Origin of the sequence: Novosphingobium resinovorum, from assembly GCF_001742225.1 — a bacterium.
Taxonomy (GTDB): Bacteria; Pseudomonadota; Alphaproteobacteria; order Sphingomonadales; family Sphingomonadaceae; genus Novosphingobium; species Novosphingobium resinovorum_A.
This window is the reverse complement of record NZ_CP017078.1, coordinates 181,403-195,758: the sequence shown is the minus strand read 5'-3', so window position 1 is coordinate 195,758 and position 14,356 is coordinate 181,403. Positions and strand designations below refer to the sequence as shown.

Annotated in this window: 16 protein-coding genes; 11 read left to right on the top strand and 5 right to left on the bottom strand. The window is 58.9% G+C overall.

The features are described from left to right. Window positions 1–71: 71 nt before the first annotated feature. The 8 genes from BES08_RS30390 (at window position 72) to BES08_RS30355 (ending at window position 4,737) form a co-directional block, all read left to right on the top strand. A complete protein-coding gene (locus BES08_RS30390) occupies window positions 72–443 on the top strand; it encodes an antitoxin Xre/MbcA/ParS toxin-binding domain-containing protein (RefSeq protein ID WP_069710391.1) in 372 nt (123 codons plus the stop codon). Further along, complete coding sequence (locus BES08_RS30385; RefSeq protein WP_069710322.1) at window positions 436–960, top strand: RES family NAD+ phosphorylase; 525 nt, start codon at window positions 436–438, stop codon at window positions 958–960. The genes BES08_RS30390 and BES08_RS30385 overlap by 8 nt, the downstream gene beginning before the upstream one ends. Before the next feature lie 433 nt (window positions 961–1,393). Further along, entirely contained in the window at window positions 1,394–1,858 is a 465-nt protein-coding gene (locus BES08_RS30380; protein ID WP_069710321.1) for a hypothetical protein, read from the top strand. Further along, on the top strand, window positions 1,858–2,085 hold the full coding sequence (locus BES08_RS30375; RefSeq protein ID WP_069710320.1) for a helix-turn-helix transcriptional regulator: 228 nt from the start codon (window positions 1,858–1,860) through the stop codon (window positions 2,083–2,085). The genes BES08_RS30380 and BES08_RS30375 overlap by 1 nt, the downstream gene beginning before the upstream one ends. Window positions 2,086–2,142: 57 nt before the next feature. Continuing rightward, window positions 2,143–2,406: an MDR/zinc-dependent alcohol dehydrogenase-like family protein gene (locus BES08_RS30370; RefSeq protein WP_069710319.1), complete on the top strand. Its 264-nt coding sequence runs from the start codon at window positions 2,143–2,145 to the stop codon at window positions 2,404–2,406. A gap of 23 nt (window positions 2,407–2,429) precedes the next feature. After that, a complete protein-coding gene (locus BES08_RS30365) occupies window positions 2,430–2,747 on the top strand; it encodes an MDR/zinc-dependent alcohol dehydrogenase-like family protein (protein ID WP_197524555.1) in 318 nt (105 codons plus the stop codon). A 156-nt stretch (window positions 2,748–2,903) separates the two neighbouring features. Beyond that, window positions 2,904–3,668: an IS6-like element IS6100 family transposase gene (locus BES08_RS30360; RefSeq protein ID WP_001389365.1), complete on the top strand. Its 765-nt coding sequence runs from the start codon at window positions 2,904–2,906 to the stop codon at window positions 3,666–3,668. Window positions 3,669–3,924: 256 nt separating this feature from the next. Next, window positions 3,925–4,737, top strand: coding sequence for an IS5 family transposase (locus BES08_RS30355; protein ID WP_069710317.1), 813 nt, complete (start codon window positions 3,925–3,927; stop codon window positions 4,735–4,737). 81 nt (window positions 4,738–4,818) lie between these two features. On the opposite strand, the gene BES08_RS30350 is transcribed toward BES08_RS30355, so the two are convergent. The 3 genes from BES08_RS30350 to BES08_RS32495 are packed head-to-tail and all read right to left on the bottom strand — an operon-like array spanning window position 4,819 to window position 8,028. Continuing rightward, a complete protein-coding gene (locus BES08_RS30350; RefSeq protein ID WP_083274948.1) occupies window positions 4,819–6,129 on the bottom strand; it encodes an MFS transporter in 1,311 nt (436 codons plus the stop codon). 14 nt (window positions 6,130–6,143) lie between these two features. Continuing rightward, window positions 6,144–6,641 (bottom strand): aromatic-ring-hydroxylating dioxygenase subunit beta, encoded by a 498-nt coding sequence (locus BES08_RS30345; protein ID WP_069710315.1) that lies wholly within the window; start codon window positions 6,639–6,641, stop codon window positions 6,144–6,146. A gap of 19 nt (window positions 6,642–6,660) precedes the next feature. Next, window positions 6,661–8,028, bottom strand: coding sequence for a Rieske 2Fe-2S domain-containing protein (locus BES08_RS32495; RefSeq protein ID WP_083274947.1), 1,368 nt, complete (start codon window positions 8,026–8,028; stop codon window positions 6,661–6,663). Between the two features lie 413 nt (window positions 8,029–8,441). Here BES08_RS32495 and BES08_RS30340 point away from each other — a divergent pair, with 413 nt between their 5' ends. Beyond that, window positions 8,442–8,690: a hypothetical protein gene (locus tag BES08_RS30340; RefSeq protein WP_069710314.1), complete on the top strand. Its 249-nt coding sequence runs from the start codon at window positions 8,442–8,444 to the stop codon at window positions 8,688–8,690. Between the two features lie 532 nt (window positions 8,691–9,222). Beyond that, window positions 9,223–10,269, top strand: a complete 1,047-nt coding sequence (locus BES08_RS30335; RefSeq protein WP_069710313.1) for a YeiH family protein — start codon at window positions 9,223–9,225, stop codon at window positions 10,267–10,269. Here the strand turns inward: BES08_RS30335 and BES08_RS30330 are convergent. Then, entirely contained in the window at window positions 10,264–10,824 is a 561-nt protein-coding gene (locus BES08_RS30330; protein WP_066564861.1) for a recombinase family protein, read from the bottom strand. The genes BES08_RS30335 and BES08_RS30330 overlap by 6 nt on opposite strands. A 131-nt stretch (window positions 10,825–10,955) precedes the next feature. Between BES08_RS30330 and BES08_RS30325 the strand changes: the two genes are divergently transcribed. Then, a complete protein-coding gene (locus BES08_RS30325) occupies window positions 10,956–13,970 on the top strand; it encodes a Tn3 family transposase (RefSeq protein ID WP_019054268.1) in 3,015 nt (1,004 codons plus the stop codon). Here the strand turns inward: BES08_RS30325 and BES08_RS32490 are convergent. Beyond that, window positions 13,938–14,321: an autoinducer binding domain-containing protein gene (locus BES08_RS32490; RefSeq protein ID WP_083274946.1), complete on the bottom strand. Its 384-nt coding sequence runs from the start codon at window positions 14,319–14,321 to the stop codon at window positions 13,938–13,940. The two genes, BES08_RS30325 and BES08_RS32490, sit on opposite strands and share 33 nt — an antisense overlap. Between the last annotated feature and the right edge of the window lie 35 nt (window positions 14,322–14,356).

The following is a 14,356-nucleotide window of genomic DNA, read 5'->3' as shown; positions in this document are numbered from 1 at the left end:
ACTTGAAATGAGCATGGTTTGAGCGCATATTGCATGAAACGTGCTCAAAAAATGGATGATTGGAGTGCTTCATGCAGCCCCAGGGTCTCGAGATAGGTGCAGTTCGGTTTGGCGATGGCGGCTCGCCCTTCCTGTCGGCGCCGCGGCTGTCCGAACAGCTCGGCGTGACACAGTCGGAGCTGGCCAAGCTTGTCGGAATTGCCCGAAATACGCTCACCGCCAAAACCGCCACCCGGAAGGTGGACGCGGCGCTAAGCCCGATCGTGCGTATCCTGGCTATGGCCGCAGAGATGGCTGGCGACGAAAATCGTGCGGTAATCTGGTTTAAGCACCAACCAATTCCTGGCTGGGCGGGCAAGACGGCTTACGATCTGGTGGGAGACGGCAAGGCAGATCAGGTCTTGGCCTATCTGGAGGCTGTGCGCTCGGGCGTCTATGCCTGAGTTGACAGACCTTAAGCCGATCATTTTGTGGCGAGCCTACGTTCCTCGCTGGTCACATCTACCGCTATCGGGGGAGGGCGCTGCTCGTTTTGGAGGCCGTTGGAATCCGATCGGCGTCCACACGATTTACGCCGCGCGGGAATTGTCGACCGCCTGGGCAGAATACAACCAAGGGTTCGTGCAGCATCCAGCATTGATCGCTCAACTCGAGCTGACCGGCGCCCGCCTTGTCGACACGACCGATCCCGTAGTTCTCGACGAATGGGGCTTCGACCAGGACATTCACAAGACGGAGTGGCGGTCGGAATTGGACAAGGGGGCTGTCGCTGCCACGCATGCCGCATATCAAATGCTTTTTGACGCGAAGGTCGATGGGGTCATCTATCCCTCTTTTATGTCTCCAGGTGGAAGCTGTGTCGCACTCTGGCGCTGGAACCAGTCGGATGGTCCGGTTCTAAAGGTTGTTGACCCTGACGGTCGGCTTCCAACAACCTCGGCGTCTTGGCGAACGCCATAATTTCGGCGAGGCTGGATAGGGCAGGGGGCTTCGGAAACTCTCGCCGCCGGGCTGGCCGTTCGCCCAATGTAGGGCTGAATAGGGGTGAATTCCTGCCTGACGGCTTCTGGGCCGCGAGGCTGGGAAAGCCGCCGTTGAGGTGGCGGCCGCACTGCGACGGCAACGTGTCCCCATTTCTGTCATTGCCGCCCAAAAGGCCGCTGCCCAGACGCGGACATGAGGGAGGCAGGACATCCTGGCATCTTGCGCCAGAAGCGGCCGCTGGTCTCAGTGCCCGACAAGACACTCACGGGCTGGGAAAAACGTCGCGACTTCGCTCTTGGGCGTTCGGGCGGCATCTCGCCTAAAAGCTTCGTCACCATGTCAAAAATACTAGACATGTCGTAAGAAATGTTAGATATAGCGCCCAAGAAATTGTGCACGGAGGCGTCAAATGTCCTTCCGCGAGAAAACCGCCTGGATCGCCGTCGTCACCACGCTGGTGGTGTGGGGATACTATTTTTCTGAAGTCTGGCGCGGCGTCGGCGCGCGCGTGCTGGATGGGCAGGCGCTGTGGACGCTGTTCCTCGTATGCATGGGGATCACGGTCGTGCTGCTGCTCGGCCTGAACCTGCTCGCCTCCCGGCGTCGGCTCAAGGATTTCGGCGCCAGCCCCGACGAGCTGGAAAAGCAGATGGAGAGCGGCGCAGCCAGGATGACCAAGCCGCTGTTCGAGTGGGCGGTACTCGGTATTTCGGCGTCGGCACTGCTCTGGGGCAGGGACTTTGCGGCAGGCTTTCCAACCGATCCGGTCGGGAGCTTTGCCATCGTCATGGCCAACGCGCTGCTGTTGGCCGCCGTCGCTGCCAACGTGCTGGCCGAGATCATCATTATCATCCGCTTCCGGGTGCTGAGCTGATGGCCGCGCCGCCGATTTCCAACAAGATCCGACGGCTGCGCTTCGACCATGACGAGATGACGCAGCAGGACCTGGCCGATCGCATCGGCATGACCCGGCAGACCATCGCCGCCATCGAGCAGAACAAATACTCGCCGTCGCTGGAAGCGGCGTTCCGCATCGCTGAAGTGTTCGGCGTGCCGATCGGCGAGGTCTTTCAGTGGAAGGCCGAGCCGCCCAAGGGCTGACGGCCGACCCCAAGCCAATCCCAAGACTGAACCCCGCGCCCCTTCAAGGAGGATGCCATGAGAGCTGCTGTCTACAAGAAATACGGCCCCCCGGATGTCGTTTCGATCCAGGAGGTGCCCAAGCCCGTGCCGGGCGGGCGCGACCTTCTCGTCAAGCTGGCGGCGAGTTCGGTCACCTCGGGCGATGCGCGGCTGAGGGCCTTCAACATGCCGAAACCGTTCGCGATCCCCGGGCGGCTGGTGCTCGGCATCTTCGGGCCGCGCAAGAAGGTGCTCGGCGTCGAGTTCGCCGGGACGGTCGAGGCAGTCGGCAGGCGGTGACGAAGTTCAGGCCGGGCGACCGGGTGTTCGGCATCGACGTCTTTGGCTGCCACGCCGAGTACAAGCTGGTGCGCGAGGACGAGTGCGTCGCGCTAATGCCGGAGGGCCTCTCGTTCGAGGACGCGGCAGGCGTGCCGTTTGGGGGCGTCACGGCGCTCGACTTTTTCAACCGGGCCAGGATCCAGCCAGGCCAGAAGGTGCTGATCAACGGTGCCTCGGGTTGTGTTGGCGCCTACGGCGTGCAGTTGGCTAAGTATTTCGGCGCTGAGGTCACTGGCGTCTGCAGCGCGGGCAACGCCGGGCTGGTGCGCTCGCTCGGGGCTGATCGGGTGATCGACTAGCCGTGGCGACCGCCACCAACTGCCACCGGCGTGTCCGCTTTGGGTCACTTCCGGACCTACGCATTGATCGGCGGTATGTCCGCTTCTCGCTAGACGGCTCTGTTGCAAAAATCGTGAAGCTTGAGCATGCTTGGCGGAGATTGGACGGACGGAACGATGACGGATTTCAAGTGGCGCCATTTCCAGGGTGATGTGATCCTGTGGGCGGTGCGCTGGTATTGTCGCTATCCGATCAGCTATCGCGACCTTGAGGAAATGCTGGCGGAACGCGGCATTTCGGTCGACCATACGACGATCTATCGCTGGGTCCAGTGCTACGCCCCGGAGATGGAGAAGCGGCTGCGCTGGTTCTGGCGGCGTGGCTTTGATCCGAGCTGGCGCCTGGATGAAACCTACGTCAAGGTGCGGGGCAAGTGGACCTACCTGTACCGGGCAGTCGACAAGCGGGGCGACACGATCGATTTCTACCTGTCGCCGACCCGCAGCGCCAAGGCAGCGAAGCGGTTCCTGGGCAAGGCCCTGCGAGGCCTGAAGCACTGGGAAAAGCCTGCCACGCTCAATACCGACAAAGCGCCGAGCTATGGTGCAGCGATCACCGAATTGAAGCGCGAAGGAAAGCTGGACCGGGAGACGGCCCACCGGCAGGTGAAGTATCTCAATAACGTGATCGAGGCCGATCACGGAAAGCTCAAGATACTGATCAAGCCGGTGCGCGGTTTCAAATCGATCCCCACGGCCTATGCCACGATCAAGGGATTCGAAGTCATGCGAGCCCTGCGCAAAGGACAGGCTCGCCCCTGGTGCCTGCAGCCCGGCATCAGGGGCGAGGTGCGCCTTGTGGAGAGAGCTTTTGGCATTGGGCCCTCGGCGCTGACGGAGGCCATGGGCATGCTCAACCACCATTTCGCAGCAGCCGCCTGATCGGCGCAGAGCGACAGCCTACCTCTGACTGCCGCCAATCTTTGCAACAGAGCCGTTACATCAGCTCTCAACTGGAATGCGAACCAACAAACTTACACGACGATCATCAACCAGGGGAGCATACACCAAAGCCCCCCTGATTAGAGATATTCGACCATTGCTTAGAGGCTGTCTCGAAACGGCAGCGTAATGAGGGTGGACGATCGGGCTCCGGTATGATTCCACAGGGGTTGCGACACCTGATCTGGAAGAACCGATGTGGACCCCGACCGCCCGAACGCAGCATAGCCGCGCGAACCTTCGCTATGGAAGTGATCTTACCGATGCGGAGTGGCGACTGATCGAGCCGTATTTGCCGCCGCCCCGACATCGTGGTCGGCGGCGGCGCTGGTCGATGCGCCAGATCGTCGAGGCGATCTTCTATGTGCTGCGGTCCGGCTGCCCGTGGCGGCTTCTGCCCGACAGCTTTCCGCCTTGGCGCGCGGTTTATCGGTGGTTCTCGGAACTGCGGGATCGTTCCGTATTCGAAAGCCTCAACCATCATCTGGTCCAGCTTGACCGAGTTCGCCTCGGTCGGGAGCCGTGCCCGTCGGCAGCGGTCATCGACAGCCAGAGCGTGAAGACGACCGAGGCCGGCGGGTCACGCGGCTACGACGCGGGCAAGAAGGTGATGGGGCGCAAGCGCCACGCCATGGTCGATACCGACGGACGTGCGCTCGCACTGCTCGTCCACCCGGCCGATGTGCAAGATCGCGACGGCGCGGTGCCATTGCTCAAGCAATCGCGACTGCGGCATCCCTTCGTCGAACGCGCTTTCGCCGACAGCGCCTACAACAGCGCGCGCGTCGCGGACGCCACCTCGATCGCCATCGAGATCGTCCGCAAGTTCGCCGATCAGACCGGGTTCGTCGTCCATCCCAGACGCTGGGTCGTCGAGCGCACCTTCGCCTGGATCAACCGCAATCGCCGCCTCGCAAAGGACTTCGAGCACACAATCCGCTCCGCAACAGCCTTCCTCTATGCCGCTGCCGCCCTGATCCTCGTCAGACGGCTCGGTCGTTACGTATGAGATTCGAGACGGACTCTAAGGCCCGGGTTGGCGAGGGGTTTTTGGAGGTCCCTGGTTGGATAGAGGTGCCCAGCTCCTGACCTACGCAGCTAAGCGCAATGGCCTGACCTGCCATACCGCAACTGCTGATATCAGCACGGGGATCGAGAAGTAAGCGAAGAGAGCTATCGTACTCGTGCCCCCAGCCAATAGAAAGCCTATCGCTGATGGGCCTACAACAGCGCCCAAGCGCCCAACTCCCTGCGCCCAGCCAATCCCAGTGACGCGGCTGGAACCCGGATAGACGGCAGTTAGCAGCGAGTAAAAACCGACCTGCGCCGCAGTGACCGTCATGCCAATTCCGACCATAAGCAGCCACATTGCATCGCTTGCGGCGGTTGCTATGACCACTCCTAGCCCAAAGATCACGACACTTCCAACGCACAGGAACAGGCCTACAGCCCTCGGAAGTCCAACCATCTTTGCTACATAAAGTAAAAGGACCACGCCAGGAACCGTCGATATCCATGAGAGGGCGACTAATGAATTTGCGCTGCCCAACGCAAAACCAGCTTGGTTAAGGAGGGTCGGAAGCCACTGCAGAATTCCGAAAACCACCGACAAGTTAGCGAACATTGCCAGCCACATCAAAGCAGAGTTTCTTCTATTTTCTAAGGAAAAGATCTCGCGAATCGGGGAAGATCGCAAAGCAAGCCCATCCTCAGCAGACTCATTGGTGCCGTCGCGCCGAGCATTACGAATGCTATTGGTCCTATTCGGCGCACGTTCCTTGTTTGCACGATATTCAGGTGACTCAGGCAGAAAGAAGAACAGAATCAATGCGAGCATCAACGGCAGAAGACCGACGATGAACATCATTCCCTTCCATCCCACTAATGGGATCAAGGTGGCTGCCACTATTCCACCTGCTGCTCCTCCGATGTTAAATCCGAAATAGGTGAACGAGACCATGGAGGCACGTAAACGGGATGTCGCGAACTCCATTGAGATCGCGATGGCGTTGGGCATCACACCGCCGAGGCCGAGACCCGTCAAAACCCGCAGCACGAAGAGCTGCTGCGCATTGGCTGCGAATGGCGTGATTAAAACGCATGCGCCAAATAACACAAGACAAGATATTATTATCGGCCGTCGACCCCAACGGTCTCCCAAAGGGGCAACAAGTATCGAACCAGCAGCGAGGCCAGCAAAACCACCACTGAAGATTATCCCAAGTGACGTTTCCGTTAAACTCAAATTCTTAGCTATGGCGGGCGCTGCGTAAGCGATTATCTGTAGATCTAAACCATCCAGCAGAGCTGCCAAGAAAGCGAGGACTACGACACGTATTTGTAAGGCTGTGTGTTTGGCTCTGCCCCCGTCTGCCGAGGCACCGGCCTCCTGTTTGTGCATATTCCGACCGCCTCTTAAATGTGATAAAAGTCCAACACCCTCGGAATCACGTCATTTATCAAGACGATCTTTTTTCGCTTGATCTTAAGTACATCACCGGTTCGCTCGAGGATGTATTCATAGTGTCCGGCATAGGTGTTGAATTCCTTACGCCAAACCCAGTGGCATACCCAACTTGCAGCCACCTCAAGAGCCGATCCAGATACCGAAAGGATACGAACACCGCTTGTGATGTGAACCGTGCGCGACATCGGTGTAGCTGATGAAACTGCTCCAGTACGCAATCGAAATACCCGGTCTTCTAAACCGCTTCGATCACTATAGTAGATAAGTGAGACTTCCGTCTGCGGATCGGTGATAAGCTGCGTGTCTGACTCCCAAGAGGGTAGCCAATACTCGCAATCCTCGGAAAACAGGTTAAGCCACTCATCCCACATCTGCCGATCGACAAAATACGTTTCAGTATTGAGAAAGTCGACGACCTCTGGAATGAACTCAAGAAATTTCTCCATAATTCCCCCGCGGAAAAGGTTACTTTACCAGAGACCGAGCTCTATTCTGTTCCTGAAAAACATTAGAAAGCAATGTGTCTCGCCAATGACGGCACTGGGCCCACATAATCGGCTCATCCTCCTGTTTAGAACCGGAATAACGGGGATTGATCCCCAGCCGGCTGGCAAGCTCATTAGGCCCGTGGATCATGTGCGCCAGCCCACGGCTCAAGTCGCTCCAGGGTACGAACCGACCGCTTTGAGCTCCTGCTTGCTGCGCCTCGAACTCTGCGGCATCGTCACATGTAGCCAAGCCCGTGACGTTAAAGAAGTCTTCGTATTGGCGCAGCCGATGCGAGCGGTTTTGCGGAGATTCATTCTTAGGCGCGAGACAGTAAATAGTTACCTCTGTCCGATCCACCGATAGTGGTCGATAAACGCGTATTTGCATCGACATATGGTCGGCCAACAGAACGTTGGGATATAATATTAGATTGCGCGCGCGGTTCACCATCCAGTTCGCCCGCTCTTCACCGACGCTCTGCTTATAATTATCATACTGTCCGAAGTTGGGTCGGCTCTTCGGATCGCCCCAATCCCACCAAAGCATTACGTGTCCGTGATCAAGATCATAAAATCCGCCATCACTTCGCGTAAGTTCAGATAGATCCATCGACGGCTGATCAGCCGTCATACTGCCCTTCCTGTTCTCCGTTTGCCGATTTAACACGGTACGGATATAATTCCCATGGGTAGTGACAGCATGATAACCATCAGCTTGGTTTTCGTACGTAAGCTTCCAATTACCTTTGTAGGTATAAGTAGCTGTACCGGGCAATACTTCCAATCCATCCGGAGACTGGTCAACGATCAAATCGATGAAAGTCGTAGCATCTCCGAGCCATTGACCTAAAGGCTGAACGTCAGAGTTAAATGATATGAACACGAACCCGCGATAGCTTTCCAGTCGGGGGATAGGTGTTAATCCGATTTCGCTCTTGTTGAATTGACAAGGATAGCCAGCCCCTTCCTCCAAAGGGATGTCAACCAGGCGGCCGTCCAGATCGTATGTCCAGCCATGGAACGGGCAGGTAAATGCAGCGCGATTCCCTGTGGTCTCACGCGCGACTAACGCACCTCTATGAGCACAGGAATTGATGAAGGCCCGTAGCTCGCCCTCTTTGTTACGTGTTACCAACACCGGCTGGCGACCCACGGTCAACGACAGAAAGTCTCGCGGTCGATAAACTTGACTTTCATGGCAGAGATATACCCAGTTTCCTTCGAAGATATGTTCGAATTCCCACTCTAACAGATCCGGATTTGTGTAGGCTCGGCGGTCAACTCGAAGAACTCCTTCTCCAATCCGTTCATCGATGCAGTTTTCGAGAAGCTCTATGGTATCCATAATTCCCCCCGAAAGGTGACTTTATTTTCCTGTATCCAGGGAAATTGATCCTTGCAATTATTTAATTAGAACAGTACTCTTAGATCGGGTCGCTCGTTCTTACGATCAAACCCATTGTCCATTTTTTTAGCGTTTTGCATTTCGAATGACGGAAGACACCGTGCCGCTGGCGGGCTTTTCCGCGGGAATGTCGAACGCGTTCGAGATCTGAGCGTGCGGTGCACGTAGCACAGGCTATGCTACCGTTCAAGCTGGACGCTTCAAAACCGATGGCTTCCGCCGGCCCTGTTGAGCACGTCAGGCTGGGAAGCGGCGTGATTTGGAGGCCGTTCGGGGGTGCTGAGTAGCAAATTTCCGCTGGCGGGCCCCTGCTGCAGTTTGCGATCAAGCGGGCGCAGTTCGCGCTTTGACGCATGGAAGTTATCGGTCAGTTTGGCCATGCCGATCTTGATGCGGGCGCGGCCATGCTGATGGTCCGGGTGAGCAGTCCCACGCCGAGGTTTCTGGCCCACGAACACGTGCTCGACGTCGAGCATATCGGATCGTTTCGCATTGTCTCTGGCGAAGTGCTCCGCATCGGCCGCCTCAGCGGCTTCTTGTATTGGCTGTTGCTGGTGAACATGCCGGCGGCAAGGAAGGCCTCGTCTTTCTTTGAGCGATAGGCGATATCGCCCGCGCGCTCAGCGCCGCAAAACGATTCCACAAGCAAGAAACGAGGCTGTTCCACGATCACCGTCTCCGCCAGATCGCCCAGCCAATGAATAAGTTCACATCATCACCACCAGAGGATTTTCGAGCTGTCCGAAGCAATCAGGCGCCTTCGTGTTATGAATTCGGCCTCCAATCTTGCGCGGCCCTGATTGCAGCGGCCCCTTTGGCTGGACATGCGACATCAGCTCTTGAAGAAGAGGTTGCCCCAAGGGACCGCTTCCACAGTTTTATGATGATGTTGCCGCGTTTTGATCGACCCGGGTTTTCACCCTTCGTAGTTCGGCTGTTTCGGAGCCGTATAACCGATGGCAAATGGATGCGTCGCCGATTATCGTAGCCCTCGATATAGACAACAGGGGATCCACGGTCTCTTCACAAGTCCGCCATCGCTGCTCGTGGATCACCCGGGTTTAATCCGGCTGAGTGAAAGCTACGTGCCACATTAGGAGTAATGAGCTTGCCGAACCACGGTGGAAAAGGCTGATGAAACGATCCCCCGATGCCGCACTTTTTGCCGCCGACCTGTACGGCGACGCCGCCCCGGATCCGGCGACGAAGCCGCGCGACTATGCGCCGGGCCTCATAGTAACGGGTCTGGCGACGCTTGCTGCCGTCTATCTGTCCGATCGTTACGGTGCGCCCGTCGTCCTGATGTCGCTGCTCGTCGGCTTGGCGCTGAACTTTCTTCGCGCCGACAAACGCCTCACCGCCGGCCTCGGGCTTGCATCGCGTACGTTGCTTCGCGTCGCGATCGTGCTCCTGGGCACCCGCGTCACCCTCGGGGAAATAGCAGACCTGGGATATTCCGCGCTCGCCTCGCTCACGCTGGTGGTCGTAGCGACGATGATCGCCGCGATGCTGACCGCCCGTTGGCTTCGTTCCGGGACGGCCTTCGGAGTCCTTGCCGGCGGCGCCGTTGCGATTTGCGGCGCCTCGGCGGCGCTTGCCGTCTATGCGGTCCTTGGCGAGCGGCGGGTGTCTCAGGCACAGCTCACACTTGTGCTGGTCGGAATATCGGCGATGAGTTCGCTGGCCATGATCTTATACCCGATCGCCGCCCACCTTCTTGGACTTACCGACAGGCAGGCGGGCTTCCTGCTCGGAGCCTCGATTCACGATGTTGCTCAAGTGCTGGGCGCCGGTTACTCCTATTCCCCGGCGGCGGGAGAGACCGCCACGGTCGTCAAGCTCACGCGCGTTGCTTTGCTGGCGCCGGTGCTCGTTCTGGTCGCATACTTCCTTCCCCCTCAAGAAGGGGAGCGGACCAAGGGCATCGGTATTCCGTGGTTCGTTGCAGGCTTCTTCGTTGTCGCGACGATCAACTCAATCGGCTTCGTTCCAGCGCTAGCCGCCGACGCGGGAGGTCTCGTCGCCCCTGCCCTTCTCGCCTTGGCCGTGACCGCTACCGGGATACAGTCGCCGATGCAAAAACTACTCGGCACTGGATGGCGTCCGCTGCTGCCTATTCTAGCAGCGACGATGACTGCCTTTATGGGTTGTGCGGCTGAGCGGAACAGAAAAGTGTCATAAGGAACCGCTTGGCTCGATACAGCGATAGATGGTCGCCGGGTGAACGTTGAAAGTCCTTGCGACGGCGCTGATGGACTTGCCCTCGAGCACGAGTTGGCGAGCGAGCTCAGCTTGATCGGGTCGCATTTTCTTTGGGCGGCCGAAAGCCACGCCGCGCGCCCTCGCAGCCTTTCGACCTTCGTCGGTTCGGCTCAATATGAGGGCCCGCTCGAACTGGGCGATCCCAGCGAACACGGTCATGATCATCACGCCGGACGGGGACGTGGTATCGGCCCAAGGTTCATCAAGCGATTGTAAACCTGCCTGCTTTTCCTTGATGCGTTCCGCGATGTGCAGAAGTTCAATGGTTGATCGCGCCAAACGATCGAGGCGAGCGACCACCAGGACGTCGCCTTTGCGCAGGTGTCCCATGAGCTTTTCGAGCTCTGGTCGGCCGCGAGCGGCTCCGGATATTTTCTCCTCGAACATCAACTCACAGCCAGCCTCCGAGAGACGACCGCGCTGGATTTCCAGGTTCTGATCCTCGGTGGAAACGCGTGCATAGCCGAGCTTCATGCGGCGGCTCCAAGGGACGTGCGAAAGTTACTGCAAAATGATTTCATTTCGCACATATGTTTTGCGAAGAAATTAGCCTTACTTTTCGGCACAAGCCTCCGCCTTCGCAAAAGTTGAAAGTTTCGCACGGTATGCCCACCCGTCACCTCACTGACGCCCAGCGTCAGGGCTTTGCCCGCTTCGACGGCGAACCGTCGGCCGACCAGCTCGCGCGATATTTCCATTTTGACCAAACTGATCGCGACCTCATTGGAACTCTGCGCGGCGACCACAATCGGCTCGGCTTTGCGGTGATGCTGACCAGCGCCCGGTTTCTGGGCGCATTTCCAGTCTCGCCCGCCGAAATCCCCGCGTCGGTCCTGGCGGCCGTGATCGAACAACTCGCTCTTGAACCCGGCACGGACGTGGAAGCCTATTTTGCGGGAAGCCGGCGCATCCGGCACCTCGCGCTCATCCGGACGCACTGCGGCTTCACGGACTTTGGCGACAACGCGGTGGCGCGGTTCCGATTGACCCGATGGCTCTACGCCCTTTGCTGGAGCGGCGACGATCGGCCCGGCCCCCTTATTGATCGAGCTGCGGCCTGGCTGATCGCCAACAAGGTGCTGCTGCCGGGCGTCACGGTCGTCGAGCGATTGGTCGGCAGAATCCGCGATCGTGCGCGGACCAGGCTTTGGTGTCATCTGGTCACCAGCTTGAGCGATGACCAGCGCGCGCGCATCGCCGCTCTGTTTGACGATGGCGACACATCCACGTTCGCCGCCTTGGACGCGCTGCGGACCATTCCCTCCAAGCGCATGCCGACCGAGCTTTTCCGCCATCTTGATCGGCTCGATGCGGTCCGGGCGTTCAATCTGCGACCGGCGCCACCACGCGGTGTTCCAGCCACAACCCTTGAGCGCCTCGCGCGGGTGGCGCGCGTCAGCAAGCCTTCGGCTATCGCTGTCCTTCAGGAGCCTCGTCGAACCGCGACCGTAGCCGCGCTCTTCCATACGCTCGAAGCGGCGGCCCAGGACGACGCTGCCGAGCTGGCCGAGGCTCTGCTTGCCGACTTGGTGAAGGGGGCTGAAGCCGCCGACAAGCAGGCCCGCCTGCGTAGCCTGCGCGATCTCGATGGCGCAGCGATGCTGCTCCACGCGATGGGTCTCTTGGTTTTGACCGACGACGGGCTGCCCCTCAATGAATGGCGAAACGTGCTCTTCGAGCGGTTGCCCCGTCCCGACATCGAGGCCGCCATGTCCAAGGTGGAGGCAATCGCCAAGCCCGCAGAGACCAAGCCATATGATCAACTGCGAACAAAATGGCGGGGCGCCCGGCGATTGTTCTTTGAAATCACCACCCGCATCGAGATCGACGCCGCCCCGGGCGGCAAAAACGTCAAGGCCGCGATCAGCTACCTCAAGGGCGTGGACGACTGGTCGTCTCTCGCCAAGATGCGCGGCGCACCGACCGCTGCGATCCCAAAGGCGTGGAGGCAACATGCCCTCGATCATGAAGGCAGGGTGAGAGACCCGAAAGCCTATGTCTTCGCGATCATCGATGCATGGCGTCTCGCGATCAAGCGTCGCGACGTGTTCGCCAAGCCCGGCATCCGATACGGGGATCCCCGGCGCGGGATGCTCGAGGGCGAGTCCTGGCACAATTCCAGATTGATGGTAGCACGCGCCCTGGGCCGATCTCTGGAAGCCGACACTGAGATCGACGGTCTCTCCCGCCTTCTCGATGAGGCATATCGTCATGTCGCCGGGCGCGCGGGCGACAATCTGGACCTGCGTTTCGAGACGGTCGCCGACAAGACCCAGATTGTGGTCACGCCCCTCGACAAGCTTGATGAACCCGAGCGCCTTCGTGCGCTTCGCGCCGCCGTCCAAACGCGCATGCCGAAGGCGGGGATGCCCGACATCTTGCTTGAAGTCATGGCGCGAACCGGATTTGCTAAGTCCTTTACCCATCTGAGCGAGCGTCAGGCCACCGTCGAGCACTTCGAGATAAGCCTTTGCGCGACCCTGGTCGGCGGCGCCTGTAACATCGGCCTTGAGCCGGTTGTGCGCCCGGAATTTGCGGCTCTGCGTCGCGACCGGCTTTCCTGGGTCGGTCAGAATTTCATTCGGCCCGAGACCATAGCCGCGGCCAACGCCGCGATCGTTGCCGCTCACAGTCGCCTGGATATCGTCCAACATTGGGGCGCAGGCGAGGTGGCCAGCGCCGACGGCATGCGGTTTGTCGTTCCGTCGAGCGCCATACACGCCGGCCCCAACCCCAAATATTACGGCCAGGAGCGCGGCGTCACTTGGTACAACATGATTTCCAACCAGTTCAGTGGTCTGGCCGGAGCGGTCATCCCTGGAACGCTGCGCGACAGCCTGGTCGTCCTGGCTCTCCTGCTGGAACAGGAAACCGAGCTCGAACCTCTGGAGATCATGACCGACACAGCCGCCTATTCCGACGCGATTTTCGGGCTGTTCTGGCTCTTGGGCTACCGGTTCAGCCCCCGTCTGGCGGACATCGGCGGCGCGAAGCTGTGGCGCATCGACCGCCAGGCGAGCTACGGACAATTCGATGAGATTGCCTGGGGCAGGATCAAAATCAATCTGATCAGGGAAAACTGGTCCGACCTGATCCGTTTGGCCGGATCGCTCAAGCTCGGCCACCTCAAGGCCGCAGGCGTCATGCGCATGCTGCAGGTCAAAGACCGCCCAACGACCCTGGCCAAGGCGCTGTCTGAACTGGGGCGCATCATCAAGACGCTGCACATCCTGCGATACATCGACGATCGACCGTTCCGCCGGCGGATATTGGTTCAGCTCAACCGGCAGGAATTGCGCCACAAGCTCGGTCGGCGCGTCCATCACGGCGATCGGGGCGAAATCAGAAGCCCTCTGCGCCAGGGCCAGGAGGAGCAGCTTGGCGTCCTTGGTCTCGCCCTCAACTCCATCGTCCACTGGAACGCTGTCTACATGCAAGAAACCGTGCGCCAACTCAGTGAGGCCGGGACGCCGCCACTGCCCGCCGATATCGCTCGACTCTCGCCGATATCCTGGCGTCACATCAATTTCCTCGGGCGCTACGATTTCTCCGTGCCCGACGCCGTCGCAAACGGCGGCCTCAGACCGCTACGTCAACCTAATTCCAAATGGGACTTTTGAAAGAAAATAATGCCCCTTACGACACTTTCCTGTTCCGCTCAGCCGCACGACCCATTTTGAGGGCGCCAACGATCCGATTCCGAGACCCCATTCAAAAGGCTCGGGTTGGCCGAGTGCCTGAACGATCACGGGGTCAAAGCGCTCATAATGCCTTTGCAAATAATGGGTTGTCCAAGCTAATGGATAGTTTGATATTAACCCGGCCTGGCCTCCTGTTTTATCCGGCATGGAGAGGTACGCGAAACAGGACAGATCGAACGCCGCTGCTGCCTGCGACATGGCATCGCGAAGAGCATCTGAATTCGACGCGCTCGAAAGGCAATCAATAAAATTCTGAAATATCCGATGCATTGATCGTGGTTTCTTGTACCGCTCGTGCTTGCGGC

Bases quoted from the DNA above. Each gene is read 5' to 3' on its own strand.
- BES08_RS30390 (WP_069710391.1), top strand. From the start codon at position 72: ATGCAGCCCCAGGGTCTCGAGATAGGTGCAGTTCGGTTTGGCGATGGC.
- BES08_RS30385 (WP_069710322.1), top strand. From the start codon at position 436: ATGCCTGAGTTGACAGACCTTAAGCCGATCATTTTGTGGCGAGCCTAC.
- BES08_RS30380 (WP_069710321.1), top strand. From the start codon at position 1,394: ATGTCCTTCCGCGAGAAAACCGCCTGGATCGCCGTCGTCACCACGCTG.
- BES08_RS30375 (WP_069710320.1), top strand. From the start codon at position 1,858: ATGGCCGCGCCGCCGATTTCCAACAAGATCCGACGGCTGCGCTTCGAC.
- BES08_RS30370 (WP_069710319.1), top strand. From the start codon at position 2,143: ATGAGAGCTGCTGTCTACAAGAAATACGGCCCCCCGGATGTCGTTTCG.
- BES08_RS30360 (WP_001389365.1), top strand. From the start codon at position 2,904: ATGACGGATTTCAAGTGGCGCCATTTCCAGGGTGATGTGATCCTGTGG.
- BES08_RS30355 (WP_069710317.1), top strand. From the start codon at position 3,925: ATGTGGACCCCGACCGCCCGAACGCAGCATAGCCGCGCGAACCTTCGC.
- BES08_RS30350 (WP_083274948.1), bottom strand. From the start codon at position 6,129: ATGCACAAACAGGAGGCCGGTGCCTCGGCAGACGGGGGCAGAGCCAAA.
- BES08_RS30345 (WP_069710315.1), bottom strand. From the start codon at position 6,641: ATGGAGAAATTTCTTGAGTTCATTCCAGAGGTCGTCGACTTTCTCAAT.
- BES08_RS32495 (WP_083274947.1), bottom strand. From the start codon at position 8,028: ATGGATACCATAGAGCTTCTCGAAAACTGCATCGATGAACGGATTGGA.
- BES08_RS30340 (WP_069710314.1), top strand. From the start codon at position 8,442: ATGGAAGTTATCGGTCAGTTTGGCCATGCCGATCTTGATGCGGGCGCG.
- BES08_RS30335 (WP_069710313.1), top strand. From the start codon at position 9,223: ATGAAACGATCCCCCGATGCCGCACTTTTTGCCGCCGACCTGTACGGC.
- BES08_RS30330 (WP_066564861.1), bottom strand. From the start codon at position 10,824: ATGAAGCTCGGCTATGCACGCGTTTCCACCGAGGATCAGAACCTGGAA.
- BES08_RS30325 (WP_019054268.1), top strand. From the start codon at position 10,956: ATGCCCACCCGTCACCTCACTGACGCCCAGCGTCAGGGCTTTGCCCGC.
- BES08_RS32490 (WP_083274946.1), bottom strand. From the start codon at position 14,321: ATGCATCGGATATTTCAGAATTTTATTGATTGCCTTTCGAGCGCGTCG.